This is a genomic window from Saccharothrix lopnurensis, from assembly GCF_042658445.1.
In the GTDB taxonomy this organism is placed as follows: Bacteria; Actinomycetota; Actinomycetes; order Mycobacteriales; family Pseudonocardiaceae; genus Actinosynnema; species Actinosynnema lopnurensis.
On record NZ_JBHSQO010000024.1, the window covers coordinates 79,085 to 105,661 of the forward strand.

Here is a 26,577-nt window from a genome sequence, read left to right on the forward strand (position 1 = left end):
GCGATCTGCGCACGTCCGGCGGTTGGTGGCACCGCGCCCCCGCCGCCTACCCTCGTCCCGTGACCACTGAAGCGCCCACCCGAACGCAGCGCACCGGTCTGATCCCCCTGCTGGTCGTCGGCTCGGCCATAGCCGCGCTGCTGACGGCGGGCCTGCTGGCGCTCACCGGCGGCGACACCTCGGGCCTGATGGTCGTGCGCGTGCTGACCGAGTCGGCCGCGGTGGTGACCATCGGCTCCCTGCTGCTGGCGGCGTTCCTGGTCCCACCGCAGGACAGCGGCACGCTGGCCGCCGACGGCTACGCCGCGTTGCGCACGGCCGCGTGGGCGGCGCTGGTGTGGACGCTGGGCTCGGTGCTCGCGGTGCCGTTCACGGTGGCGGACGCGCTGGGCCAGCCGGTGACCACGTTCCTGGAGCCCTCGGTGCTGTTCCAGGTCGCGGGCCTGGTGGAGCAGTCCAAGGCGTGGGTGGTCACCGCGGTGGTCGTGGCGGTGCTGGCCCTGGGCTGCCGGCTGGCGCTGTCCTGGGGCTGGACGACGGCGCTGTTCTTCCTGTCGCTGTTCGCCCTGGTGCCGGTGGCGGTGACCGGGCACTCCTCGGGCGGCGGCTCGCACGACGTGGCCACGAACAGCCTGCTCTACCACCTGCTCGCGGCGGCGCTGTGGGTCGGCGGCCTGATCGCGCTGCTCGCGCACGGCCGCCGCGGCGGCGACCACCTGGCGCTGGCGACCACCCGGTTCTCCCGGCTGGCCCTGGTCTGCTGGATCGTGATGGCGGTCTCGGGCGTGGTCAACGCGTGGGTGCGGCTGCCGCTGAACCAGCTGTTCACCAGCGATTACGGCCTGCTGCTGCTGGGCAAGACGCTCGCCCTGGCCGTGCTGGGCGTGATCGGCTGGTTCCAGCGCGAGCGGGGCGTGAAGCAGGTCGTCGCCACCGGGTCCGGGCGCACCCTGCTCAAGCTCGCGGGCGTCGAGGTCCTGCTGATGTTCGCCACCATCGGCCTGGCCGCCGCGCTGAGCCGCACGCCGCCACCCGCCGAGGGCCGCACCCTGCCCAGCCGGGTGGAGCTGCGCGTCGGCTACGACCTGGACGGCGCGCCCACGGCGTTCCGCCTGCTGTTCGACTGGCGGTTCGACCTGGTCTTCGGCACCGCCGCGGTGGTGCTGGCGGTGCTGTACCTGCTGGGGGTGCGGCGGCTGCGCAAGCGCGGCGACGCGTGGCCGGTCGGCCGCGCGGTGGCGTGGGTGGCGGGCTGCCTGACCGTGCTGTTCGCCACGTCGTCGGGCGTGGGCCGGTACGCGCCGGCGATGTTCAGCGTCCACATGGAGGCGCACATGCTGCTGTCCATGCTGGCGCCGATCCTGCTGGTGCTGGGCGGCCCGGTGACGCTGGCGGTGCGGGCGCTGCCGACCGCGGGCCGGGGCAACCCGCCCGGGCCCCGCGAGTGGCTGCTGGCGTTCGTGCACTCGCCGGTGGCGAAGCTGCTGACCAACCCGTTCGTGGCGCTGGCGCTGTTCGTGGGCTCGTTCTACGGCCTGTACTTCTCGGGCCTGTTCGACTGGGCCCTGGACTACCACTGGGCGCACCTGGCGATGAACGCCCACTTCCTGCTGGTCGGCTACGTCTTCTACTGGCCGGTGATCGGCATCGACCCGTCGCCGAACCGGCTGCCGCCGCTGGGCCGGCTCGGGCTGCTGTTCGCCTCGATCCCGTTCCACGCGTTCTTCGGCATCGTGCTGATGAGCTCGCAGACCGTGATCGGCGAGGACTTCTACCGCTCGCTGGGCCTGCCGTGGGTGACGTCCCTGCTGGACGACCAGCGGCTGGGCGGCGGCATCGCGTGGGCGGCGGGCGAGCTGCCGCTGCTGGTGGTGATGGTCGCGCTGCTGGTGCAGTGGGCGCGCTCGGACGGCCGCGACGCCCGCCGGGCGGACCGGCGGGCGGTCGCGGACGGCGACGCGGACCTGGCCGCGTACAATGCGATGCTGCGCAAGATGTCCGGGAAGGGCTAGAGCGGGACCGGGCTAGAGCGGGCGCCGGAAGCCCTTCACCGCCAGCGCCCACCCGGCGGCGGCCAGCGCGCCGCTGGTGACCAGCGCGCCGACCACGCCGGTGACGGGGTGGGCCAGCGCCATGGCGCGCGCCGCGTCCACCGCGTAGGTCAGCGGGTTGACGTGGGCGACGGCCTGGAGCCAACCCGGCAGGCCGCTGATCGGCACGTAGGCGCTGGAGGCGAACATCAGCGGGAACATCGCCAGGAAGCCGACGGTCTGCATCAGCTCGGCGTTGCGCAGCCACGTGGCGATGGCCAGGAACACCCAGCCCAGGCCCCAGGAGACGGCCAGCGACAGCGCCAGCGCGCCCGCGATCCCGGCGAGGCCGCCGGCGGGGGAGAAGCCGAACACCGCGACCGCGAACACCAGCATCAGCAGCAGCTGCGCGGTCGTGCGGACCAGGTCGGACAGGCTGCGGGCGACGAGCACCGAGCCCGGCTGGACGGGCAGCGAGCGGAACCGGGCCAGCACGCCGTTCTTCATGTCGGTGACCAGTCCCACGCCCGCCTGGAGCGAGGACTGCATGGCGGTGTTGACCAGGATCGCGGGCATCAGGAAGTCGATGTAGGCCACGCCCTGCGGGAAGCCGGGCGCGGCGGCGACGCTGGCGAAGATCTGGCTGAACAGGGTCAGCATGATCAGCGGTTGGAGGACGCTGAAGACGATCATGCGCGGGTCGCTGACCAGCGCGCGGAGCGATCTCTGCGTCAGCACGAGCACCTGCGTGCCGAAGCCGGTGCCGCGCCAGTGCGTCCGCGTGGCGGCGAGGGTGGTCATGTCCTGGGCTCCTGTTCAGGCCGCGTGCGGTTGGTGGGCGAGGGAGAGGTAGACGTCGTCGAGGGTCGGCTCGCCCAGGGCCAGCTCGGCGGCCTCCAGGCCGACCTCGTCCAGGGCGCGGACCACGGTGGCGATCTCGCGGGACGACGTGACGGGCGCGGTGAGCGCGTTCGCCGCGGCGACGGGCTGGAGGCCCGCCCGCTCCAGCGACTCCGCGGCCTTGGGCACGTCCGCGACGTCGGCCAGGGTGACGGTCACGGTGCGCTGCCCGACCTGGGCCTTGAGCTCGGCGCTGGTGCCCGAGGCGACGACCCGGCCCTGCGAGAGCACGGTGATGGAGTCGGCGAGGCGGTCGGCCTCGTCCAGGTACTGGGTGGTGAGCAGGACCGCGGTGCCGTCGTCGACCAGCCCCTCCACGATCTCCCACAGGCCCAGGCGGCTGGCCGGGTCCAGGCCCGTGGTCGGCTCGTCGAGGAAGATCACCTCGGGGTGGCCGACCAGGCTCGCGGCCAGGTCCAGGCGCCGGCGCATACCGCCGGAGTAGGTGCGGGACGCCCGCTTCGCCGCGTCCGCGAGGCCGAACAGCTCCAGCAGCTCGCGGGCCCGGTCCCGGGCCTCCCGGGGGGACGCGCCGAGCAGGCGGGCGATCAGGACCAGGTTGTCCAGGCCGGACAGCTGCTCGTCCACGGCGGCGAACTGGCCGGTCAGCCCGATCCGGCCGCGCACCCGGTGCGCCTCGCGGACCACGTCGAACCCGGCCACCCTGGCGTGACCGCCGTCCGGCGGGAGCAGCGTGGTCAGCACGTTGACCAGGGTCGTCTTGCCCGCGCCGTTGTGGCCGAGCAGGCCGAGCACCGTGCCTCCCGGCACGGTGACGCTCACCCCGTCGAGCGCCTTGTGCGCGCCGAACGCCTTGTCGACGTCCGTCGCCTCGATCATGAGGTCGTTCACTGGTCTCCCCTCAGTGCGCCGTGCAGGAACACCTCGACGAGCCGGTCGACGTCGGCCGTGGCGTCGCCGAACCCCCTGCCCTGCATCCGGTTGGTGAACACGAGCCCGAGCAGCAGCCGGGCGGCCAGGGACGGGTCGACGCGCAGGTGGTCCTCGGGACCGAACAGCGAGGCCACGCGCTCGGAGAGGCGCTGCATCTCCGCCTGCGGGCCGTGGTGCTCGCCGTGCTCCCCGTGCTTCTCGCGCGGGTCGAACCCGGACTCGCGCAGCACGCCGGCCAGCGCCCACATGCGGTCCAGGTAGCCGGAGACGGCGCTGATGGCCCAGGACAGGCGCGCGGCGAGGGTGCTCGCCGCGCGGGCCTCGTCGATCAGCTCCAGCTCGGCGTCGGCCGCGAGGATGGCCTGCACGCAGGTGCGGATCAGCTCCTGCTTGTCCTTGAACGCCCGGAAGACCGTGCCCTCCGCGATGCCGGCCGCCTTGGCGATCTGACTGGTCGTCACGTTGGCGCCGTGGGTGAACAGCAGCGGGACGGTGGCCTGGACGATCGCCTCGCGGCGGTCCTCCGGGCTCATCGCCGGTGCTCGCCTGCGGCGCGGGGTGGTCTCCTCGGGCATGGGACCAGCTTATGAGTGAGTCCTCACTCATGTCAACGAGTGAGTGCTCACTCATTGAGTCTGTCACCCGATCGTGAGTTGTCCACAGGTCGCGTACCTCCGCTTTCCCGTCGCCCCCGCACTGGGCAACCTGGTCCCAGGCGATCAACCAGAGGAGGCGGTCATGGCCTACAACGAGACCCGCGTCACCGTGTGCGGCAACGTGGCCAGCAAGGTCACGCGCCACGAGGTCGGCACGGGCTTCAGCCGGGTGAACTTCCGGCTGTTCACCACCGAGCGGCGGTGGGACCAGGAGCAGCGCGGCTGGGCCGACGGCAGCCAGATGTTCCTGTCGGTCAACTGCTGGCGGGCGCTCGCCGACAACGCGTACAACTCGCTCAACCGGGGTGACCCCGTGGTGGTCACCGGCCGGATGTCGATCAAGGAGTTGCGGGACGACGGGAAGATCCGGCAGCTCGTGGAGATCGAGGCGACCGCGATCGGCCCGAACCTCGCCCTGTGCACGGCCCGCGCCGTGCGGATGAGGGCGGCGCCGGGCGAAGCGCTGGCCGACCAGCCCGCGAGCGCCGCCCCTGTCGCCGCTGCCGCCCCTGTCGCCGCCTCTGCCGTCGCCCCGGCCGCTGCTCGCGCCGCCGCCCCTGCTCCTGCGGCCTCCGCCGCCGGCGCTCCAGAAGCTGCCCCTGCTCCTGCTGCTCCTGCCGCCCCCACCGCTGCGGCCCAGGCCGGTGGTGCGGCCTTCGCTGCTCCTGCCGGTCCAGCTCCTGCCGACCCTGCCCCCACCGGCCGGAAACGTCCTGCTCCAACGTCCCGCGCGACCCCGAAGAAGGCCCCGACCACCCCTGAACCCGCCACCTCGCCCCCTGCGCCGACCTCGCCTACTCCACCCGCAGCGCCGGCCTCCGTTCCCGCCCCTCCAGCCCTCGTTCCCGACCCTCCCGCGGCCCCGCCAGCCCCTCCTGCCGCCCCTCCCGCCGCTCCTCCTCCCGTGCCACCCGCCGACCCCTCCTCCGCCGACCTCCCCTCCGCCGAAATCGTGGCCCCGCGCAGGGAGGGTGAGCCGGCGCTGGTGCGGCCGGACGAAGCGGGGCGTCCGAAGGGGGTGGCCGAAGTGCTGTTCTGAGGCAATCGGGGTACAAGAGCTTCCCAAGCGGGAATCACAGCGGAGAATGCGGCGGGCAGTCGTCGCCGTTGCGAGCGTGGAGGAGGGAGGTCGTGGGTCGGCGCCTCGGGGCGGACCCGCACGCGGGCAGAGGGACTTGACAGCACGAGCAGTTCGCGCATCCGATCGGATCCGCTGGTCGCGGCATCGCGCCAGGGTGGTCCTCAGGGCCTGTGACAGGTGTGGGTGACCCACGTTCGCGTTAACTCTGCGTTGTCGTCACGTCGTTGCCGGCGTCCGAGGTTCGGGCCCGATCGGCACCGCTCTACGATCGCGGGCATGGCCGAGTTCATCTACACCATGAAGAAGGTGCGCAAGGCGCACGGGGACAAGGTCATCCTGGATGACGTCACCATCATGTTCTACCCCGGTGCGAAGATCGGCCTGGTCGGCGCGAACGGCGCCGGCAAGTCGAGCGTGCTGAAGATCATGGCCGGCCTGGACACCCCGGGCAACGGCGAGGCGTACCTCTCTCCGGGCTACACGGTGGGCATCCTCCAGCAGGAGCCGCCGCTCAACGAGGAGAAGACCGTCCTGGGCAACGTCCAGGAGGGCCTGGGCGAGATCAAGGTCAAGCTCGACCGCTTCAACGAGATCGCCGAGAAGATGGCCGTCGACTACTCCGACGAGCTGATGGAGGAGATGGGCGTCCTCCAGGAGGAGCTGGACCACGCGGACGCGTGGGACCTCGACTCCCAGCTGGAGCAGGCGATGGACGCCCTCCGCTGCCCGCCGCCGGACGCCGACGTGAAGGTGCTCTCCGGTGGTGAGCGCCGCCGGGTGGCGCTGTGCAAGCTGCTGCTGAGCAAGCCCGACCTGCTCCTGCTCGACGAGCCCACCAACCACCTGGACGCCGAGAGCGTCCTGTGGCTGGAGCAGCACCTGGCCCAGTACCCGGGCGCCGTCCTGGCGGTCACCCACGACCGGTACTTCCTGGACAACCTCTCCCAGTGGATCCTGGAGCTCGAACGCGGTCGGGCCCACGTCTACGAGGGCAACTACTCCACGTACCTGGAGAAGAAGGCCGAGCGCCTCGCGGTCCAGGGCAAGAAGGACCAGAAGCTCCAGAAGCGCCTGAAGGACGAGCTGGACTGGGTCCGGTCGGGCGCCAAGGCCCGCCAGGCGAAGTCCAAGGCCCGCCTCGGTCGCTACGAGGAGATGGCCGCGGAGGCGGAGAAGACCCGCAAGCTCGACTTCGAGGAGATCCAGATCCCGCCGGGCCCGCGCCTGGGCAGCGTCGTGGTCGAGGTCAAGTCCCTGAAGAAGGGCTTCGGCGACCGGGTGCTGATCGACGGCCTGTCGTTCAGCCTGCCGCGCAACGGCATCGTCGGCGTGATCGGCCCGAACGGCGTGGGCAAGACGACGCTGTTCAAGACCATCGTCGGCCTGGAGCAGGCGGACGCGGGCGAGGTGAAGATCGGCGAGACGGTCAAGCTCTCGTACGTCGACCAGAACCGCGCCGGCCTGGACCCGAAGAAGAACGTGTGGGAGATCGTCTCCGACGGTCTGGACTACATCCACGTCGGCAACGTCGAGATGCCGTCGCGGGCTTACGTCAGCGCGTTCGGCTTCAAGGGCCCGGACCAGCAGAAGCCTGCTGGTGTGCTCTCCGGCGGCGAGCGCAACCGGCTGAACCTGGCCATGACCCTCAAGCAGGGCGGCAATCTGATCCTGCTCGACGAGCCGACCAACGACCTGGACGTCGAGACCCTGGGCTCGCTGGAGAACGCGCTGGAGCAGTTCCCCGGCTGCGCCGTGGTCATCTCGCACGACCGGTGGTTCCTCGACCGCGTCGCCACCCACATCCTGGCCTGGGAGGGCACGGAGGAGAACCCGGCCCAGTGGTACTGGTTCGAGGGCAACTTCGAGGGCTACGAGAAGAACAAGGTCGAGCGCCTCGGCGCGGAGGCGGCACGTCCGCACCGCGTGACCTACCGCAAGCTCACCCGGGACTGAGAGCCGAGTACCGACATCGTGGCGGCGAGGGGCGAAGCGCAGGCGGACGTCGAGGTGAGCACGCTGGTCGTGCCCGCCTGGCGGCTGCGTTGGCGGGCACCGGAGCTTGCTCTGGTGCTGGGCGAGCGCGCCGTCGCGCTCGCCTCCGCCCGCCGTGACGAGGTCGACCGGTTGCGCGCGGAGGCACTGGTCATCTTCGCGAGCAACCGCATGGGCCGGGGCGTCAAGACCGCCGACCGGGCGCTCGACGCGCTCAAGGCGGCCGAGGCCGCGGGCGAGCGGGAGACGGCCTGGCGCCTCCGCGTCGAGCTGGCCGACAGCGCCAGGTCGGTGGGCGCGCCGCTGACCGGCTTCGCCGCCGTCCGCCCGGTCCTCGAAGCGGACGACGTGCCACCGGGCCTGCGCGCCTCGGCCTTGGTGCAGGCCGGCGAGTGCCTGGTCTCGGTCGGCCGCGGCGCCGCCCTGGGCCAGGCCCTGGACGAGGCCGACCGCCTCTACCAGGCCGACCCGCTGCTGGACCACGACACGACGATCCTGCACCGCGGCCTGCTCCGCGCCGCGGCCGCGGGGCAGCACCGCCGCTGGGGCGACCTCCCGCAGGCGATCGTCGCCTGCCGCGAGGGCCTCGCCCTCCTCGACGGCCTCCGGGAGGCCGAGTCGGACAACGGCCAGGTCCGCGGCAGGCTCACGGTCGAGCTGGTCTGCGCCCTGCTGGACTCCAACCAGGGTGCCGAGGCGTCACGGGTGGGCACCCCGCTCCTGGAGCGCCCCGTCCGGGCGCCCTCCGCGGCCACCGCCGGTTGGCTGCGCCTGGCCCTGGCCACCAGGGTCCACCTGCCCGCGGGGCGGGTCGACCAGGCCCGCGACCTGCTGCGCGACGTGGCGGACAGCGCCGAACGCCACCAGCTCGACACCCTCCAGACCGAGAGCTTCCTGGCGCTGGCGCACGTCCACGAGGTGTCCGGCGACCTGACCGAGGCCCTGGCGAACCTCCGCGCCGCCCACGCGGCCGAGCGCAGGCGCGCGCGGGCCGTCTACGCGGTCCGCGCCAGGCTCGCGGCCGAGTTCTCCGGCATCCACCGCCAGTCCGCCGGCAGCCTGCACGAGCAGCTGGCCACGCTGCTGCGGACGGGCGCCCCCACCGCTCCGCCGGCCCCGGACACCACCACCCCGGCGCCCGAGGTCGGGCAGCAGCAGTTGCGCCAGTGGCGCCCGGTGCAGGTCCACCGCAACGAGGGCCTGCGCGTCAAGCGCTCCCGCCGCGCGGCGGAGGACATGACCGTCGAGGGCATCTCGGCGGCCAGGGCGCACGCCGCCGACCGCTGGCGCCTGGTGCACCCCTTCGGCGAACAGGGCGAACAGGGTGAGCAGGGCGAACAGGGACCGCAGGGTCAGCAGGACCACCCGGGTGGGCGGGGCGACCAGGTGGAAGACACGTCCAAGCCCGCCGGTCGTCGCCGGGCCCCGGACGCGGTGCCGGGGTCGCAGTCGCGGGAGCCGCTGCCCTTCACGCAGGGTCGACCGGAACACGCCCGGAGCATCGAGGCGAAACCGACCGCCCTGTCCCAGCCCCCCACCCCTCCGGGCGGCTTGAACCTCCAGCCCCCCGCCGCCCCCGCTCCCGGCGGCAGGCTCGTCGCGCCCACTCCGGGCCCGGTCTCGGCTACTGCCGGCCCGGTCCCGACCGCCAGCCCGGTCCCGACCGCTGCCGGCCCGACCACTGCCGCTCCGGCTACAACCACTGCCGCTCCGGCTGCGCCTGTTTCCGGCCCGGCCGCGTCCGCTCCCGAGCCGGTCGTGCCCACCTCGGGGCCGGTGATGCCGGGTTCCGGCCTGTTCGCCCCGGCCGTGGGCCCCGCGTTCCCGCCGAGCGCTACTCCTCCGGTTCCCGTGCCTCCGGTTTCCGCGCCGCCCGGTCCTGGCCTGCCTGCTCCCGTCCTGCCCAACCCAGTCCTGCCCAGCTCGATCCTGCGCGGTCCGATCCTGCGCGGTCCTTTCCCGCCGGAACCCGCTCCAGCAGCCGCTACCGATCCCGTGGCCTCGCCTCCGGACGACCTGTCGCCGAACGTGCGGACCGGCGCGGATCCGAGCACCGCGCCGAGCAGTGGCGAGCCGTTCGACCTGAGCCTGCCGACCGCTCTCGACGGGGCGGGCTGGACCGATGGCGAGGACACCTCCGCCGACACCGCTCCGACCGCCAAGTCCGGTGGCGACCGGACCGTTCCGGCCGCCGGGCTGATCGCCGCGGCCGGGGCGGTGCGCAGCGGGCGCCGACGAGCTGCCCGGGAGGCGACCGAGGAGACTCCCGACCAGTCCGCCGAGCAGGCGGGCGAGTCGTCCAGCGTGCTGGACAGCCTGAAGGCCGCCGGGTTGCTCGACTCCCCGCGCGGTGGAGGACGACGTCGGGCTCCGGACGGTGCGGACGGCATCACCGGAGCACCGGTCGCCGCTGAACCTGCCACCGCTGAACCCGCCACCGCGACCGGTCCCGGAGCACTCCCCTCCGGAGTTGCCGGCTCGGACCAGCCGGAGGTCGTCGACCTCTCGGTGCCTGCCGTCCCCGACTCGAACGTCGTCGAGCCCGGAGCCGTCGAGCCGGTGTCCGCCGCGCCGGTGCCCACCGCCGGCCCCGAGGTCGCCACCGGCGCGGACGCCGTGGTCGAGCAGGTGCAATGGCGGGTCGAGCCGCCGGCGAGGTTCCGCGTCGAGGAACCCGTCGACATGTTCGACTCGCCCACTATGGTTCAGCCCGCGATTCGGGACGATGTTCCGCCGGTTGGACTTGGCGCCGCATTTGTGAAGGGCCCGGTCATCCCCACCGCGAGGGTGCCCGAACCGCCGGATTTCGCTTCTGTTCCCTCCGCGTTCCCCATGCACGACGCGGATGACGCCCCCGTTGGGGTCGAGACCGAGATCAAACCCGAATCCGCGCCCGCGAGCGGAGCGCCGGGGGAGCCGGCCTCCCCGGCGGTCGTGGACGAGACCCGGTCCGTTCAGGAGCCCGTGTCCCGGCCCGAACCCCGACCCGAACCCCGGCCGCTGCCCGCGTCGTTGTCGTTGTCGGCGCCGCTGTTCGGGCCGTCACCGACACCCGTGTCCGCGCCACCCGTGTCCGCGCCCCCGGAGTCCGCGTCCGAGCTGACGTCCATCCTGAAGCCGGTGTTCCTGCCGGAACCGGCGGCAGCACCCGACCTGGCGCCCGAACCGGAACCCGAGGCCGTGTCCGCACCGACCCCGGCACCAGAACCGGAACCCGCCCCGGAGCCCGTCGCCGCCCCGGAGCCCGAACCGGCCCCGACACCCCCCACCCCGTCCACGCCCAAGTCGCTCGACCCGACCGGGTTCCTGGGCGCCGCCGACGTCGAGGACGACAGCGCGGAGGAACCTTTCATCAGGTCCGTCGTGGTCGGGGGCAGGACCATCGACCTCCCGCCGATCAGCAAGCCGATCCAGTTGCCGAGCACCACCCGCGCCGAGCGCCGCCCCAAGAGCGACCTCAGCCTCGCCGAACTCCTGGCCGAAGCCCTGGTCGCGTACGAGGACGCCCGCCGCGAGGACGAGGCCGCCGGCTGGACCGACGAGGTGGACCAGGACGTCCCCGCCGACCCCGCCCCCCGGGTCGCGCAACCCGACCGCGCCGCACACCCCGCGCCGGCCGACGACGACACCGTGCCGATCCCCCCCGTCCCCTCGGACGCGCCGGTCGCGCCCGTCGCCACGGCCCCCCGGCCCGCCCCCGTCCGCCCGCCCGACCCGGACAACGAGACCACCGGTCCGATCCGGCGCGTGGACCCGCCCCGCTTCGACACCTGGACGCTTCCCGAATCCTGAAACAATTTGAGGTTCTAATAAGGTTTCCCGCCGGTAACAAAGCGGGTAAATGAGTCCTGCCGTAGTGAAATAGCCACTTTCCGTCAGTGGTTCGATTCAGTCGCGGGGTGGCGATGATCGGGTTCGCGCGCATGTGATTAAGTGGAGCGCGGACTCGGTACACAGAGGTACCGGATGCTGTCCGCATACTGTGGAGCCGCCTGAACATGACCTCGACTGGAGTCCCGTCCCGATCCGAGCACGCCACCGGCAACGGCGCCGTGGCTCGTGCCGCCAGCCCCGAGCAGGCGCGCGACGACTTGATCGAGCGGGCCGCCGCCAACGCCCCCGAGCTCGCCGACCTGATCCGCCTGTACTACCGGCACGTCCCGGCCGAAGAGGTCATCGACGACGACCCGGTGGACCTGGTGGGCGCGGTGCGCTCGAACTACCAGCTCGCCGAGACCCGGGTGCCGGGTCGCCCGGTGGTGCGGATCATCAACCCGACCCGCGCGCACGACGGCTGGACCTGCCCGGCCACCGTGGTGCAGGTGATCACCGACGACATGCCGTACCTGGTGGACTCGGTGGCCTCCGAGCTGACCCGCGGCGGCGTGCAGGTCCAGCGCGTGGTTCACCCGATCGTCGTGGTGCGCCGGGACGTGGTGACCGGCGCGCTCGAGGAGGCCCTGCCCGGCGCGGACCCCGCCGACCCGCCCGCCGACGCGCTGGCCGAGTCGTGGATGCACATCGAGGTCGACCTCCTCACCGACCCGCAGCGGGCCCGTGAGCTGGAGACCAAGCTGCACGCCGTGCTCAACGACGTCCGCGAGGTCGTCGAGGACACGAGCAAGATGACCGGCACCGCCCTCACGCTGGCCGACGAACTGGAGGCGTCCCCGCCGCCGCTGCCGGAGCACGAGGTCGGGGACGGCGCGAAGCTGCTGCGCTGGCTGGCCAACGACCACTTCACCTTCCTCGGCTACCGCCGGTACGAGGTGGTCCGCGACGACCCGGCCACCGACGGCGAGCCCGCCCTGCGCGCGGTCCTGGCCAGCGGCCTGGGCGTGCTCAGACAGGACAGCCTCGCGGCGCGCAGCCTGACCGCCGGACCCGACGCGGGCGCCCAGGCGCTCTCCCCGGAGTTGCTGGTGCTCACCCAGGCCAGCGCGCAGTCCAGCGTCCACCGCTCGGTCTACCCGTACTACGTCGGCGTGAAGACCTTCGACACCGACGGCAACGTCACCGGCGAACACCGGTTCCTCGGCGTCTTCTCCACCACGGCCCTGCACGAGGACGTGCTGGACATCCCGGCCATCGACCGCCGGGTGCGCGACGTGATCCACCGCGCGGGCTTCCCGCTGCACTCCTACTCGGGGCAGCAGATGCTGGAGGTGATCCAGAACTACCCGCGCACCGAGCTGTTCTCCGTCGACCCCGACACCCTCTACCAGACCGTGACGGGCGTCATCGCGCTGGCCGAGCGCCGCCGCCTGCGCCTGTTCCTGCGTCGCGACCCCTACGGCCGCTTCTACTCCTGCCTGGTCTACCTGCCGCGCGACCGCTACACCACCACCTCCCGGCTGGCCATGCAGGAGGTGCTGATCGACCGGTTGGGCGGCGTGAACCTGGAGTACAGCGCCCGCATCGGCGAGTCCGCGCTGGCCCGCGTGCACTTCATGGTGCACACCGAGCCCCAGCGCCAGGTCGAGCCGGACACCGGCTACCTCCAGCAGCTGCTGGCCGAGGCCATCCGCACCTGGGACGACCGCATGGTCGAGGCGGTGCTGGAGCAGGGCCAGGGGCTGGGCGCGGAGTCGGCCCCCGAGCGTGGTCTGCGCATCGCCGCTGCGTTCCCCGAGGCGTACAAGGAGGACTTCACCGCCGCCGAGGGCCTGGACGACTACCGGCGCATCGAGGCGCTCGCCCCGGGCGGCCTCGACATGGTGTTCTACGTGCCGCGCGAGGCCGAGCCCGGCGAGCGCCGGTTCAAGCTGTTCCTGGTCGGCGCCCGGATCACGCTGTCGGACGTGCTGCCGATGCTCCAGCGCATGGGCGTGGTGGTGGTCGACGAACGCCCCTACGAGCTGGCGCGCGACGACGGCGCCGAGTGCTGGATCTACGACTTCGGCCTGCGCCTCGACCAGCTCACCCTCGACAAGCTGTCGCGGGAGGACCTGGAGACCGTCCGCACCCGCTTCCAGGAGGCGTTCGCCGCCGCCTGGCGCGGCGAGGCCGAGGTGGACGGCTTCAACACCCTGGTGCTCAAGGCCGGCCTGACCTGGCAGCAGGCGTCGATGCTGCGCGCCTACGCCAAGTACCTGCGCCAGGCGGGCACCCCCTACAGCCAGGACTACATCGAGGACGCCGTGCTCGCGCACACCGAGGTCGCCACGGCCCTGGTGCGCCTGTTCGAGGCGCGGTTCGACCCGAGCCTGGCCGACGACCAGCGCGAGGGCCGCACCGAGTCCCTCGCCGCCGAGATCGTCACCCTGATCGACGACGTGACCAGCCTGGACGCGGACCGCATCCTGCGCAGCCTGCTCACCCTCGTCCAGGCGACGCTGCGCACGAACCACTTCGTCCGCGACGCCGACGGCGCCCCGCGCCCCTACCTGGCGGTGAAGCTCGACCCGCGCGCGATCCCGGACCTGCCGCAACCGCGGCCCCGGTTCGAGATCTTCGTGTACTCGCCCCGCGTCGAGGGCGTGCACCTGCGGTTCGGCCCGGTCGCCCGCGGCGGCCTGCGCTGGTCCGACCGACGCGAGGACTTCCGCACCGAGATCCTGGGCCTGGTCAAGGCGCAGGCGGTGAAGAACGCGGTGATCGTGCCGGTGGGCGCGAAGGGCGGGTTCGTGGTCAAGCGGCCACCCGCGCCGACCGGCGACCCGGGCCTGGACCGCGAGGCGTCCCTGGCCGAGGGCATCGCCTGCTACCGCATGTTCATCTCCGGCCTGCTGGACCTGACCGACAACCTCAGCTCGGGCACCGTCCTGCCCGCGCCGCAGGTGGTGCGCCACGACGGCGACGACACCTACCTGGTCGTCGCCGCCGACAAGGGCACCGCGTCGTTCTCCGACATCGCCAACGAGGTGTCGGCGTCCTACGGCTTCTGGCTCGGCGACGCTTTCGCCTCCGGCGGCTCGGTCGGCTACGACCACAAGGCCATGGGCATCACCGCCCGCGGCGCGTGGGAGAGCGTGAAGCGGCACTTCCGCGAACTGGGCGTCAACACCCAGGCCGAGGAGTTCACCGTGGTCGGCGTCGGCGACATGTCCGGCGACGTGTTCGGCAACGGCATGTTGCTCTCCGAGCACATCCGCCTGGTCGCGGCCTTCGACCACCGGCACGTCTTCATCGACCCCGACCCGGTCGCCCAGCTGTCCTTCGCCGAGCGCAAGCGCCTGTTCGAACTCCCGCGCTCCTCCTGGGACGACTACGACCGCTCGCTGATCAGCGAGGGCGGCGGCGTGTGGCCGCGCGCGGTCAAGTCGATCCCGATCAGCGAGCGGGCGCGGGTGGCGCTCGGCCTGCCCGAGGGCGTGGTCAAGCTGTCGCCGCCGGAGCTGATGAGGGCGATCCTGCTCGCCCCCGTCGACCTGCTGTGGAACGGCGGCATCGGCACCTACGTCAAGGCGGTCGCGGAATCGCACGCCGAGGTCGGCGACAAGGCCAACGACGCGATCCGCGTCAACGGCGCCGACCTGCGCGTCAAGGTCGTCGGCGAGGGCGGCAACCTGGGCCTCACCCAGCGGGGCCGCATCGAGTTCGCCCGCGCCGGCGGCAAGGTCAACACCGACGCCCTGGACAACTCCGCCGGCGTCGACTGCTCCGACCACGAGGTCAACATCAAGATCCTGCTCGACGAGCTGGTCCGCGACGGCAAGCTCGACACCGGGCAGCGCAACGAGCTGCTGGGGCAGATGACCGACGAGGTCGGCGACCTGGTGCTGGCCGACAACTACTCCCAGAACTTCGTCCTGGGCGTGTCCCGCGCGCACGCCGCGCCGATGCTGTCGGTGCACGCGCGGCTCGTGGCGGACCTGGAGCAGCGCGGCGCGCTGGACCGGGCGCTGGAGGCCCTGCCGTCCCCGGCGGAGTTCAAGGCGCTGGAGAAGTCCGGCGAGGGCCTGACCTCGCCCGAGCTGGCCACCCTCCTCGCGCACGTCAAGCTGGCGCTGAAGGAGGAGGTGCTGGCCGGCGACCTGCCCTCGGTCGACGTGCTGGCCCGCAAGCTGCCCGACTACTTCCCCAGCGAGCTGCGCGAGCGCTTCGGCGACGCCATCGGCGGCCACCCGCTGTCCCGCGAGATCATCACCACGGTGCTGGTCAACGAGGTCGTGGACGGCGGCGGCGTGTCCTACGCGTTCCGGCTGGCCGAGGAGGCCAACGCCTCCGCGACGGACGCCGTGCGCGCGTACGCGGTGGTGACGGCGGTGTTCGACCTGCCGTCGCTGTGGCGGGACATCCAGGCGCTGGACAGCACCATCCCGACCGAGGTCCAGGACGAGATGGTGCTGGAGAGCCGGCGCCTGCTCGACCGCGCGTCGCGCTGGCTGCTGACCAACCGCCCCCAACCGCTGCCGGTCGGCGCCACGATCAGCCGGTTCGCCCCGGTGGTCGCCTCCCTCGCACCGCGCGTGCCGGACCTGCTCCAGGGCGACGAGGAGCGGTCCTGGGCCGAGTCCACCGAGCGCCTCGTCTCCCACGGCGTGCCGGTGCGACTGGCGCGGAGGGTCGCGGCGCTGCTGTTCACCTACGCGCTGCTCGACGTCACCGAGGTGGCGGAGCTGGCCGAGCGCGAGGACGGCGTCACGGCCGGCCGGGAGCGGACGCACGTGGAGACGGCCGAGCTGTACTACGCGCTGTCCGCCCACCTGGACGTCGACCGGATGCTCAGCTCCGTGTCCGGCCTGGAGCGCCTCAACCGCTGGCACGCGCTGGCGCGCCTGGCGCTGAGGGACGACTTCTACTCGTCGCTGCGGTCGATCGCGGTCGACGTGCTGCGGTCCGCCGACCCCGGTGACGCGGCGGACGAGAAGATCGCCAAGTGGGAGCAGGCCAACTCGTCCCGGCTGGGGCGGGCAAGGGCCGCGCTGGAGGAGATCAACCGGGTCAGCAAGCTGGACCTGGCCACCCTGTCGGTGGCGGCCAGGCAGGTCCGCAGCATGATCCGCTAGACCTGTCCGGAGCACCCCCGGCTTGGTGGCTCGGGGGTGCTCCGGACACCCCGGCGACCCGATCGAGTTAACCGGTCGTGAATGGAAGATCTGCGGAAACTCCACGGCTAGCCTGGTCGTTGCCGGAAGAGAAGGAGGCGGCGCGGCGGGACCCCAGCGGCCATGGTCGAGCAGCGGTCAGCATCACCGTGGGGCTGTCGGGATCACCGCGGAGCCCGTCGGGTCACGGGGTCACGGGCTCACGGTGGCCGTCGGGCGCAGGAGCCGTCGGGGAGGATGTCGCAGCGCAGGGGACGTCACGTGCGAGCCCGTTGCGCGTGAGTGCGTCACGCGTGAGTGCGTCACGCGTGAGTGCGTTGCGCGCGAGCGCGTCACGGGTGAGGGCGTCACGGGTAGGGCATCACGCGTAGACGGCGTCGGTGATCGGCGTCCAACGCGGGTCCGGCCCGGTGGGCGTGGTGATCAGGCGGTTCGGCGTGTAGGCGAGCGCGATGCCCAGGTCCGGGTCGGCGAACACCAGTGCCCCGCCCGCCCCGGTGTGGCCGAACGCGCGCGGGTTCGGTGAGTACGGGCGCAGCCCGCTGGGCAGCATGTACCCCAGGCCGAACCGGGTCGGGCCGGCCAGCACCTCGTCGTGTCCGTCGCTGTGCGGCGCGGTGGCCTCGGCCAGGAGGGTCGGGGTGAGCAGGTTCCCGATCCGCCCGAACAGGTCGGCCAGCGCGCGGGCGGTGGCGTGGCCGTTGGCCGCGGGGATCTGCGCGGCGCGCCACGCCGCCGTGTTGGCCACGCCGGGCGCGATCAGGTCGGCCGGGTTGGCGAAGGCCCGCACGGCGATCGGCGCGGGCAGCCGTTCGATGCCCGCGCCCTCCAGCGGCAGCACGAACGCGGGCTCGCCTGGACCCGGCCACCCCAGGGACAGGCCCAGCTCGGCGGTCAGCTCGCGCGGCTCCCGGCCGGTGGCGCGGCGCAGCACCTCGCCGACCAACCAGCCGAACGTGACGGCGTGGTAGCCGTGGCGGGAGCCGGGTGGCCACCACGGTTCCTCGGCGGCCAGGGCGTCGGTCATGGCGGTCCAGTCGTAGAGGCTGCCCGCCGGCAGCTTCCGGCGGATCGCGGGCAGGCCGGAGCGGTGCGCCAGCAGGTCCGCGACGGTGGTGTCGGTCCGGAACTCCGGCCAGTACGCCGTTACCGCGGCGTCCAGGTCGAGTTGTCCCCGCTGGGCGGCCAGGTGTGCGGCTGTGGCCAGCACGGCCTTGGACAGGGAGAACACGTTGACCGCGGTGTCCCGCTCCCACGGCAGCCGGCCCGCCTCGTCGCGTGTGCCGTGCCACACGTCGACCACCAGGCGTCCGTCGGCCACGATCGCCAGCGCCGCGCCGCCTTTGCCCACGCCGTCGCGGAAGGCTTCGACCACGTGCTCGAACGCCGGATCGCAGATCATCGCCATGTCCTCAACTCCGGTTGATAAACCTTGGTTGAACATGGCAGCATCCGGACCGTGCCGTCAAGTCCCGACCTCACCCTGCTCCTCACCGCCCTGGCCGCGTCCTGCGACGCCGCCGTGCGCGCCCGCCTGGTCGCCGCCGGCCACGACGAGGTCCGCACCGTCCACGGCTACGTCTTCCAGCACCTGCTCGTCGGCCCGGTCCGCGTCACCGACCTGGCCGACCTGCTGGGCATGACGGCCCAGGGCGCGTCCAAGGTGGTCGCCGAGATGGAGCGGGTCGGCTACGTGGTGCGCCGGCCCGACCCGGGCGACAGCCGCGTCCGCCTGGTCGAGATGACACCGCGCGGGTACGAGGCGGTGGAGGCGGGGCGGGCGGCTCGGGCGGCGGTGACGGCCGAGCTGCTGGCCTCCCTCGGCACCGGGGCCGACCGGGTGGTGGACTCCCTGCACGACCTGGCGGACCGCACCGGGGCCCTGCGCGACCTGATGGCCCGCAGGCTCCGCCCCTGATCGCCCGAAAGACCAAGAACACCTGAAAGACCAAGAACACCCGAAAGACCTGCACCACCTGAAAGGCCCAGATAACCCGAAAACGCCCGGATGTCGGGGACGCCCGCGCGGGCGTCCCCGACATCCGGGGTGGATCAGTTCCGCCAGGTGTCCGACAGCGTCACCGGGGCCGTGGCGGTGCGGTTGGCGCCGCTCTCCCAGGTCACGTTGCCGCCCGCGTCCTTGCGGAGGTACTTGTACTGGAACGACGTGCCGGTGGGCAGCGACACCGACGCCCGCCAGGTCGGGTAGGCGGCCGAGGACAGCGCCACGGCGTTCGCCGGGTTCCACGCGCCCAGCGACGGGTGGTCACCGACGACGAAGACGTTCTGCCCGACCGACGTGGTGGCGCCGACCGAGAACGACGCCGTGCCGGTGGGCGGGGGAGTGGTGCCGCCGCCGCTGGTCGCGCCGGTGTGCAGGGCCAGCGCCTCGCCCGCGCCCAGGGTGGCGGTGAACTGGCCGTTCGACCCGACCGCCACCGTCGTGCAGCCGTCCCGCTGGACGTTGCAGTAGTTGCCGGCGGGCAGGGACGTCTGGAACGTGCGGGTCAGCCCACCGCTCTCGCGGTTGATCACCACGAAGCCCTTGTTCCCGCGACCGAACGCGATGGCGTCACCGCCGTTGTCCCACCAGTTGGTGACCGCCGTGCCCGCCACCGTGTTGCGGAACTGGACCATGTTCGCGATCTGCGTCCACCGGTGCTGGCACTTCCACCCGGACGTGTAGCACTCGGAACCACCGGGCGGACCCGCGTCGTGGTTGCTGAACTCGTAGCCGGAGTACACGTTCGGGGCTCCGTAGGGCCACGCGAGCATGAAGGCGTTCGCCAGCGTGTAGGTGGAGCCGTCCTTGTACGTCAGGGTCGAGCCGTTGCGCTCGGTGTCCCAGTTGTCCACGAACGAGCGGGCCCGGCCGCTGGGCAGGTAGCCCCACGACTCGCCGAACGTCTTGAGGTACGCCAGGTTCTCGTTGTTGAAGATCCGCTTGATGTCGTAGGCGTAGCGGAACTCGTCGACGTCACCCGAACCGGTGTACTCGCCCGGCTGAACGGCCTCGCCCGCGCCGTAGATCACCTCGTGGACCCAGAACGCGTTCGGGTTCGACAGCCGCGACTTGATCGCCGCCAGGTCGGCCGCCGCCATGTGCTTGGCCGCGTCGATGCGGAACCCGTCGACGCCCAGCGAGATGAGGTGGTTGAGGTAGGAGGCGATGCGCCCGCGCACGTAGTCGCTGCCGGTGTTGAGGTCCGACAGGCCGACCAGCTCGCAGTTCTGCACGTTGTCGCGGTTGCGGTAGTCGCTGATGCTGGTGCGGCAGGAGTGGAAGTCCTGGTCGCCGTAGGTGCCGGGGTAGTTGTACTTCGCGTAGGACGAGCCGCCGGTGCCGGTGCCGGACCCGGCGCTCATGTGGTTGATCACCGCGTCCGCGATGACCTTCACGCCGGCGGCGTGGCAGGTGTTGACCATGTTGCGGAACGCGTTCTCGTCGCCGAGCCGTCCGGCGATCCGGTAGCTGACCGGCTGGTACGAGGTCCACCACTGGGAGCCCTGGATGTGCTCGGTGGCGGGCGAGACCTCGACGAACCCGTAGCCCTTCGGGCCGAGCACGGTGGTGCACTCGCTAGCGACCCGGGCGAAGGGCCACTGGAACAGCGTCGCCGTGACGTCCTTGGAGGAGGGCGGGCTCGCAAAACTTTGCGGCACCACGAGCAAGGTCAACAGCAGGGCCGATATGGCGAGCAACGCTCGCCGGGGTGCGGAAACCACGTTGTCTCCTTGGCTGGCAGGGATGTGCTTTAGGTCATACCAGCTGCGGGACTTGCTGAAAACACTTGCAAAGTATTTCATGGCCCTCCGGTCGACCCGATCCGGAAGGAAACCCCCATGACGCAGGACTGGTGGCGCGAGGCCGTCATCTACCAGGTCTACGTGCGCAGCTTCGCCGACTCCGACGGGGACGGCGTCGGTGACCTCCCGGGCATCCGGTCCCGCCTGCCCTACCTCGCCGACCTGGGCGTGGACGCCGTCTGGATCACCCCGTTCTACGCGTCCCCGATGGCCGACGGCGGCTACGACGTGGCCGACTACCGCGCCGTCGACCCGAGTTTCGGCGACCTGGAGGACGCCCGGCTGCTGATCGGGGACGCGCACGCGCACGGCCTCCGGGTGATCGTCGACCTCGTCCCCAACCACACGTCCGACCGGCACGAGTGGTTCCGGCACGCTCTGGCGGCGGGCCCGGGGTCGCCCGAGCGCGCCCGCTACCACTTCCGCGACGGCCGGGGCGAGGGCGGGGACCTGCCGCCCAACGACTGGGAGTCCGTGTTCGGCGGCCCGGCCTGGTCGAGGACCGCCGACGGCCAGTGGTACCTGCACCTGTTCGCGCCCGAGCAGCCCGACCTCAACTGGGACCAGCCGGAGGTGCGCGAGGAGTTCCTCGACGTGCTGCGGTTCTGGCTGGACCTCGGCGTCGACGGGTTCCGCATCGACGTGGCCCACGGCATGGTCAAGGCCGACGGCCTGCCCGACGTCGGCACGCCCGGCCACCTCAGGATGCTGGGCACCGACACCCTGCCGTTCTTCGACCAGGACGGCGTGCACGAGATCTACCGCGACTGGCGCAAGGTGCTCGACTCCTACCCGGGGCAGCGGATCGGCGTGGCCGAGGCGTGGACGCCCAGCCCCGAGCGCACCGCCCGCTACCTGCGCGCCGACGAGCTGCACCAGGCGTTCAACTTCCACTACCTGACCGCCGGGTGGGACGCCGCCGAGCTGAGGCGGGTCATCGACGACTCCCTCGCCGCCATGGCCCCGGTCGCCGCGCCGACCACCTGGGTGCTGTCCAACCACGACGTGCGGCGGCACGTCACCCGCTACGGCGGCGTGGCCCGCGCCCGCGCCGCCGCCCTGCTGATGCTCGCGCTGCCCGGCAGCGCGTACGTCTACCAGGGCGAGGAGCTGGGCCTGCCCGAGGTGCTGGACCTCCCCGAGGACGTGCTCCAGGACCCGGTGTGGGAGCGCTCCGGCCACACCGACCGGGGCCGCGACGGCTGCCGTGTTCCCATCCCGTGGACGCCCGACGGCCCGTCGTTCGGCTTCGGCGACGGCGGCTCGTGGCTGCCGCAGCCGGCCGGGTGGGCGTCGCTGAGCGTGGGGGCGCAGCAGGGCGACCCGGACTCGGTGCTGGAGCTGTACCGCCGCGCGCTGCGGGTCCGGCGCGAGCACCCGGACCTCGGGGCGGGCTCCGAAGTGGAGTGGCTGGCCGCGCCCGAGGGCGTGCTGTCCTTCCGCCGGAACGGGTTCACGTGCGTGGTCAACCTCGGTCCGGCGGTGGTGCGGCTACCCCGTGACGGCGAGGTGCTGCTGTCCTCCGGGGGCGTGGCGACCGAAGACGCGGACGTTCTCGTGCCGCCGGACACGACTGTGTGGCTCTCGCGCCCGTAGAGTCACACGGTGTGACAGCGCGGCTCAGTGACATCGCGAACCAGGCAGGCGTGAGCGAGGCGACGGTCAGCCGGGTGGTCAACGGCAAGCCAGGCGTCTCCGCCGCCACCCGCCAGGCCGTGGTCGCCGCGATGGACGTCCTCGGCTACGAGCGCCCGCCACGCCTGCGCCAGCGCAGCGCCGGGTTGATCGGGTTGATCACCCCCGAGTTGAGCAACCCGATCTTCCCGGCGTTCGCGCAGGTCGTGGAGCAGGTGCTGACCCGCGACGGTTACACGCCGGTGCTGTGCACGCAGACACCGGGCGGCTCCACAGAGGACCAGCTGACCGAGATGCTGGTCGACCGAGGCGTCAACGGCATCGTCTTCGTGTCCGGCCTGCACGCCGACACGACGGCCGACATGGACCGCTACGTCAAGCTCGCCGGGCGCGGGGTGCCGTTCGTGATGGTCAACGGGTTCACCGACCAGGTGTCCGCGCCGTTCGTGTCGGTGGACTACCGGGCGGCCGCGCGGCTGGCAGTGTCCCACCTGGTGGAACTCGGGCACGAGAGGATCGGCCTGGCCGTCGGACCGCGGCGGTTCGTGCCCGCGCAGCGGATGGTGGAGGGGTTCACCCTCGTGCGGTCGCGCGCGGAGGAGCTGGTGGAGCACTCGCTGTTCACCGTCGAGGGCGGGCAGGCGGCGGCCAACGCCCTCCTCGACCGCGGCTGCACGGCCGTGGTGTGCGGCAGCGACCTCATGGCGTTCGGGGCGATCCGGGCGGCGCGGCAGCGCGGGGCGAACGTGCCCCGGGACGTGTCGGTGGTCGGGTTCGACGACTCGCCGCTGATCGTGTTCGCCGATCCGCCGCTGACCACGATCCGGCAGCCGGTGGAGGCGATGGGGCAGGCGGCCGTGCACGCGCTGCTGGAGGAGATCGGCGGCACGCCGGCGCCGCACGCCGAGTTCGTGTTCCAACCGGAGCTGGTGGTGCGCGGGTCCACGGGGGCTCGGCCGCGGTGAGGGCGTGGCACGTGGATAAGGTCACTGCCACCTATGTCGACCCCGGGAGGCGCGTCAAGTTGGGTGTGTTCGTCACGGGTGTCCGTCCGCGCTGGTCGGACATGGACGCGTTCGGTCACGTCAACCACGCCAACACGGTCACGCTGCTGGAGGAGGCGCGGATCGACCTGCTGTTCACCGAGGCCGCCCGGCACGGCGTCCCCGAGATGGCGGAGGGCATGGTCGTGGCGCGGCTCGTGGTGGACTACCTGGCGCCGCTGACCTTCACCGGTGACGAGGTGCGGGTGGAGGTGTCGGTGCGGGAGCTGAAGTCGGCGTCGTTCACGCTCGACTACGCGGTGCGCGGTGATCGCCGGGAGGACGGTCCCGTGGTGACCAGGGCTGAGACACTGATGGTGCCCTACAACCTGACGGCCGGGCGTCCGCGCCGTCTCCTCGAAGCCGAGCGCGATTTCCTCGCCGGCTGGCGTGCCGGAGGTAATGGTGCCTGAGCTGGTCCTCGTCGACCGCGCCGAGCGGGACGACCTCGGGGCTTTCGTCGCCCGCGCGGTGCGGCTCGACCCCCAGGCGGTGGTGCGGCTGCGCAACCGGCCGGTCGGGGACGTGCCGGTCGGTGGTTCCGGGGGTGGCGGGTCGGCCGGTGGTCCGGGGGGTGACGGGCCGGTCGGCGGGCTGGTCGACGCGTGGGTGGCGACACCGTTCGACGCCCTGGCCACCCGGACCGTGGCCGGGCAGGTGACCCCCGGTGACCTGACCGTGTCGGCGACCGACCTGCTCACCGGGCTGGCGGTGGTGCGCAGCGAGGTCGTGGACACCGGTCCGGCGCGGGACATGATGTGGCGCTCGGCGCTGCCGCCGACGGCGGGCTGGCTGCCCGTGGACCGGCTGCCCGGCAGCGTGGTGTCCGAGCTGGCGGAGAAGGGCGTGGCGGTGGCGCGGGAGAACGCGGGTCCGCGCGGCACCCCGCCCGCGTCGCTGCTGGACCAGACCGTGATCACGGTCAGCGGGTCCGGGCTGGACGTGAAGGTGCCGATGCGGTGCCTGTTCGCGCTGTCCGGGATGGGGTTCCTGGGTGGTGACGACGTGCGGGTGACGGCTACCGACTCGTGGTTGCGCATCGACGCCCGGTTCGGTGCGGTGGTCCGTCGGCGGCACTCGATGTTGCCGCTGCTGGTCTGAGTCGGGGTTTGGGCCGGGCTGGGCTTGGGCTGGTCGGGCTGGGTTGAGCTGGCCGGGCTTGGGCGGGGGCGGCCCCGGTGGGACGCACCCCGCCAAGCTCAGACCAGCCACACCGCGGTGTCCGGCGGCAGCTGGTTGCCGTCCATCGGGCCGCTGGACAGCAGCACACCGCCGGGCGGCAGCGGGACCGGGCCGCCCGAGGTGTTGAGCGCGCAGATCAGGCCCCCGCCCTTGCGGCGGAACGCGAAGCAGCCCGCCGGCGCGCCGTACCACTCCAGCTCCACGCCGGAGAACGCCGGGTTCGACTTCCGCAGCTCGATCGCGTGCCGGTAGAACGACAGCATCGAGTTCGGGTCCTCCAGCTGGGACTCGGCGGTCAGGCCCGCCCACTCGTTCGGCTGCGGCAGCCAGGTGTTCACCGCCCGGGTGAAGCCGAACGGCGGCGTGTCGCCCTCCCAGGGCAGCGGGACGCGGCAGCCGTCGCGGCCGCGCCTGGTGTGCCGGGAGCGGGTCCAGATCGGGTCCTGGAGGGCCCAGTCGGGCAGCTCCACGTTCGGCAGGCCCAGTTCCTCGCCGTTGTAGAGGTAGACCACGCCGGGCAGGGCCAGCTCGACCAGGGTCATGGCGCGGGCGCGCTGCCGGCCGATCGCGCCGTCGCCGTAGCGGGTCACGTGCCTGGCCACGTCGTGGTTGGACAGGGTCCAGGTGGGCGGGACGTCGGTGCCCTGCACGGCCGCCAGGGAGTGCTCGATGGCCGACCGCACGCCGTCGGCGTCGAACGGGGCCTCGACCAGGCGGAAGTTGAACCCGAGGTGCAGCTCGTCGGGGCGGACGTAGCGGGCCCACCGCTCGTCGTCCTTGACCCAGATCTCGCCGACGGTCATGCGGCCCGGGTACTCGTCGACGACCTTGCGGATCATCCGGTGCACCTCGTGCACCCCGTCGTTGTCGAAGCGGGGGTCCAGCGCGTTGTCGTGCCGGACCCCGGAGCCCAGCTCCGCGCGCGGGTCGATGTTGCGCAGGTCATCGGGCTTGGCCATGCCGTGCGCCACGTCGATGCGGAACCCGTCGACGCCCCGGTCCAGCCAGAAGCGCAGGGTGCGCGCCAGGTCGGCGGGCACCTCGGGGTTGCCCCAGTTCAGGTCCGGCTGCTCGGGCGCGAAGATGTGCAGGTACCACTGCCCGTCCGGCAGGCGCGTCCACGCGGGGCCGCCGAACTGGCTCGGCCAGTTGTTGGGCGGCACGGAGCCGTCGAAGCCGCCGCCGTCGCGGAAGACGTAGCGGGCGCGTTCCGGGGAGCCGGGAGGCGACTGGAGGGCGGCCTGGAACCACGCGTGCCGGTCGCTGGTGTGGTTGGGCACGAGGTCGATGGTGATGCGGATGTTGTGCGCGTGCGCCTCGGTGACCAGGCGGTCGAACGCGTCCAGGTCGCCGAACAGGGGGTCGACGTCCCGGGGGTCCGCCACGTCGTAGCCGTGGTCGGCCATGGGCGAGGTGAAGAACGGCGTGAGCCACAGCGCGTCCACCCCGAGCAGTTCGAGGTACCCGAGCCGGGAGCGGATGCCGTCGAGGTCGCCCACGCCGTCGCCGTTGGCGTCGGCGAAGGATCGGACGTAGACCTGGTAGAAGACGGCGTCGCGCCACCAGGCGGACTCGTCGGCGATCTCTGGTTGGAGGTCGGAGGATCGTCGCACGAGAAGTCATCCTGCCATTCGCGGCCTGAGGCACGAGCCCGTTCGGGTGGTCAACGTTCGATTGGCCGAGTTGGGTGGTCGGCTGGTCGGCCTTTGGTCGACGTTGTGGTGGCCGACGTTGTGGTGGTCGACTTGGTCAGGCCCAGGCGTTCATCAGGCTGTTGGCTGCCATGTCGAGGTAGGCCCACAGCTGCTTGCGGTGCTCGGGGTCCAGTTCGACCGAGTCGACGGCGATCTCCATGCAGCGCAGCCAGGCGTCCCGCTCCACGGGGCCGATGACGTACGGGGCGTGCCGCATCCGCAGTCGGGGGTGGCCCCGGGTGTCGGAGTAGGTGTGCGGGCCGCCCCAGTACTGCATGAGGAACAGTCGGAAGCGCTCCTCGGCGGGACCGAGGTCTTCTTCCGGGTAGAGGGGGCGGAGGATCGGGTCGGTCGCCACCTCTTCGTAGAAGCGCTTGACGATCCGGTGGAACGTGTCGTATCCGCCCACCGCTTCGTAGAAGTTCTCCGGAGGAGTGGTCACCCCTCCATCCTGCCTCAGGTCGCTGGGCGAGGCGCACTGCCACCTGGTTCGGTGTGCGGTGGGGGAGGGGGTTGTGGTGGAGGTCTCAGCGGGGGGTGTGGTCTGTGTTGTTGGGTTGGCCTTGGGGTTGGCCTTGGGTGGGTCCGGCTCGATTTGACATGGGGCCCTTACGAGTACCGGAGGCAGGCCGCAGTCGGCAGGCACGGCGGGGTAAAGCGTCCCGCCGAGCCT

Annotated in this window: 17 protein-coding genes; 10 read left to right on the forward strand and 7 right to left on the reverse strand. The window is 72.2% G+C overall.

Translation table 11 applies throughout. The annotated features are described in order from the left end of the window. The first annotated feature begins 59 nt into the window (after window positions 1-59). Window positions 60-2,012, forward strand: coding sequence for a bifunctional copper resistance protein CopD/cytochrome c oxidase assembly protein (locus ACFP3R_RS22660; RefSeq protein WP_380638374.1), 1,953 nt, complete (start codon window positions 60-62; stop codon window positions 2,010-2,012). A gap of 12 nt (window positions 2,013-2,024) precedes the next feature. Here the strand turns inward: ACFP3R_RS22660 and ACFP3R_RS22665 are convergent, their stop codons facing one another. The 3 genes from ACFP3R_RS22665 to ACFP3R_RS22675 are packed head-to-tail and all read right to left on the reverse strand — an operon-like array spanning window position 2,025 to window position 4,399. Next, on the reverse strand, window positions 2,025-2,831 hold the full coding sequence (locus ACFP3R_RS22665) for an ABC transporter permease (protein ID WP_380638375.1): 807 nt from the start codon (window positions 2,829-2,831) through the stop codon (window positions 2,025-2,027). A gap of 15 nt (window positions 2,832-2,846) precedes the next feature. After that, window positions 2,847-3,782: an ATP-binding cassette domain-containing protein gene (locus tag ACFP3R_RS22670; protein ID WP_380638376.1), complete on the reverse strand. Its 936-nt coding sequence runs from the start codon at window positions 3,780-3,782 to the stop codon at window positions 2,847-2,849. After that, window positions 3,779-4,399: a TetR/AcrR family transcriptional regulator gene (locus ACFP3R_RS22675; RefSeq protein WP_380638377.1), complete on the reverse strand. Its 621-nt coding sequence runs from the start codon at window positions 4,397-4,399 to the stop codon at window positions 3,779-3,781. The genes ACFP3R_RS22670 and ACFP3R_RS22675 overlap by 4 nt, the downstream gene beginning before the upstream one ends. A 163-nt stretch (window positions 4,400-4,562) precedes the next feature. Here ACFP3R_RS22675 and ACFP3R_RS22680 point away from each other — a divergent pair, with 163 nt between their 5' ends. From ACFP3R_RS22680 to ACFP3R_RS22695, 4 genes are all read left to right on the forward strand, one after another. Next, window positions 4,563-5,519: a single-stranded DNA-binding protein gene (locus ACFP3R_RS22680; protein WP_380638378.1), complete on the forward strand. Its 957-nt coding sequence runs from the start codon at window positions 4,563-4,565 to the stop codon at window positions 5,517-5,519. 318 nt (window positions 5,520-5,837) lie between these two features. Next, window positions 5,838-7,514, forward strand: a complete 1,677-nt coding sequence (gene ettA, locus ACFP3R_RS22685) for an energy-dependent translational throttle protein EttA (RefSeq protein ID WP_380638379.1) — start codon at window positions 5,838-5,840, stop codon at window positions 7,512-7,514. Window positions 7,515-7,532: 18 nt separating this feature from the next. Beyond that, the gene (locus ACFP3R_RS22690; protein WP_380638380.1) at window positions 7,533-11,345 is read left to right on the forward strand and encodes a hypothetical protein; all 3,813 of its coding nucleotides are present in this window, start codon (window positions 7,533-7,535) and stop codon (window positions 11,343-11,345) included. Between the two features lie 206 nt (window positions 11,346-11,551). After that, window positions 11,552-16,504, forward strand: a complete 4,953-nt coding sequence (locus ACFP3R_RS22695; RefSeq protein WP_380638381.1) for an NAD-glutamate dehydrogenase — start codon at window positions 11,552-11,554, stop codon at window positions 16,502-16,504. 400 nt (window positions 16,505-16,904) lie between these two features. Here ACFP3R_RS22695 and ACFP3R_RS22700 read toward each other — a convergent pair whose 3' ends face one another. Further along, window positions 16,905-17,945: a serine hydrolase domain-containing protein gene (locus ACFP3R_RS22700; protein WP_380638382.1), complete on the reverse strand. Its 1,041-nt coding sequence runs from the start codon at window positions 17,943-17,945 to the stop codon at window positions 16,905-16,907. Between the two features lie 57 nt (window positions 17,946-18,002). Between ACFP3R_RS22700 and ACFP3R_RS22705 the strand changes: the two genes are divergently transcribed. Beyond that, window positions 18,003-18,461, forward strand: coding sequence for a MarR family winged helix-turn-helix transcriptional regulator (locus ACFP3R_RS22705; protein ID WP_380638383.1), 459 nt, complete (start codon window positions 18,003-18,005; stop codon window positions 18,459-18,461). A 134-nt stretch (window positions 18,462-18,595) separates the two neighbouring features. Here the strand turns inward: ACFP3R_RS22705 and ACFP3R_RS22710 are convergent, their stop codons facing one another. Further along, the gene (locus ACFP3R_RS22710; RefSeq protein ID WP_380638384.1) at window positions 18,596-20,221 is read right to left on the reverse strand and encodes a carbohydrate-binding module family 20 domain-containing protein; all 1,626 of its coding nucleotides are present in this window, start codon (window positions 20,219-20,221) and stop codon (window positions 18,596-18,598) included. 165 nt (window positions 20,222-20,386) lie between these two features. Here ACFP3R_RS22710 and ACFP3R_RS22715 point away from each other — a divergent pair, with 165 nt between their 5' ends. Genes ACFP3R_RS22715 through ACFP3R_RS22730 form a run of 4 tightly spaced genes read left to right on the forward strand, consistent with a single transcriptional unit; the run spans window position 20,387 to window position 24,129 of the window. Next, window positions 20,387-21,946, forward strand: coding sequence for a glycoside hydrolase family 13 protein (locus ACFP3R_RS22715; RefSeq protein ID WP_380638385.1), 1,560 nt, complete (start codon window positions 20,387-20,389; stop codon window positions 21,944-21,946). Next, complete coding sequence (locus ACFP3R_RS22720; protein WP_380638386.1) at window positions 21,928-22,950, forward strand: LacI family DNA-binding transcriptional regulator; 1,023 nt, start codon at window positions 21,928-21,930, stop codon at window positions 22,948-22,950. Before ACFP3R_RS22715 ends, ACFP3R_RS22720 begins: the two co-directional genes overlap by 19 nt. A gap of 59 nt (window positions 22,951-23,009) precedes the next feature. Then, window positions 23,010-23,441, forward strand: coding sequence for an acyl-CoA thioesterase (locus ACFP3R_RS22725; protein WP_380638387.1), 432 nt, complete (start codon window positions 23,010-23,012; stop codon window positions 23,439-23,441). Beyond that, window positions 23,434-24,129: a DUF8185 domain-containing protein gene (locus ACFP3R_RS22730; RefSeq protein WP_380638388.1), complete on the forward strand. Its 696-nt coding sequence runs from the start codon at window positions 23,434-23,436 to the stop codon at window positions 24,127-24,129. The genes ACFP3R_RS22725 and ACFP3R_RS22730 overlap by 8 nt, the downstream gene beginning before the upstream one ends. 98 nt (window positions 24,130-24,227) lie before the next feature. Here the strand turns inward: ACFP3R_RS22730 and ACFP3R_RS22735 are convergent, their stop codons facing one another. Next, complete coding sequence (locus ACFP3R_RS22735) at window positions 24,228-25,823, reverse strand: glycoside hydrolase family 13 protein (RefSeq protein ID WP_380638389.1); 1,596 nt, start codon at window positions 25,821-25,823, stop codon at window positions 24,228-24,230. A 136-nt stretch (window positions 25,824-25,959) separates the two neighbouring features. Next, window positions 25,960-26,346 (reverse strand): globin, encoded by a 387-nt coding sequence (locus ACFP3R_RS22740; protein ID WP_380638390.1) that lies wholly within the window; start codon window positions 26,344-26,346, stop codon window positions 25,960-25,962. Window positions 26,347-26,577: the final 231 nt, after the last annotated feature.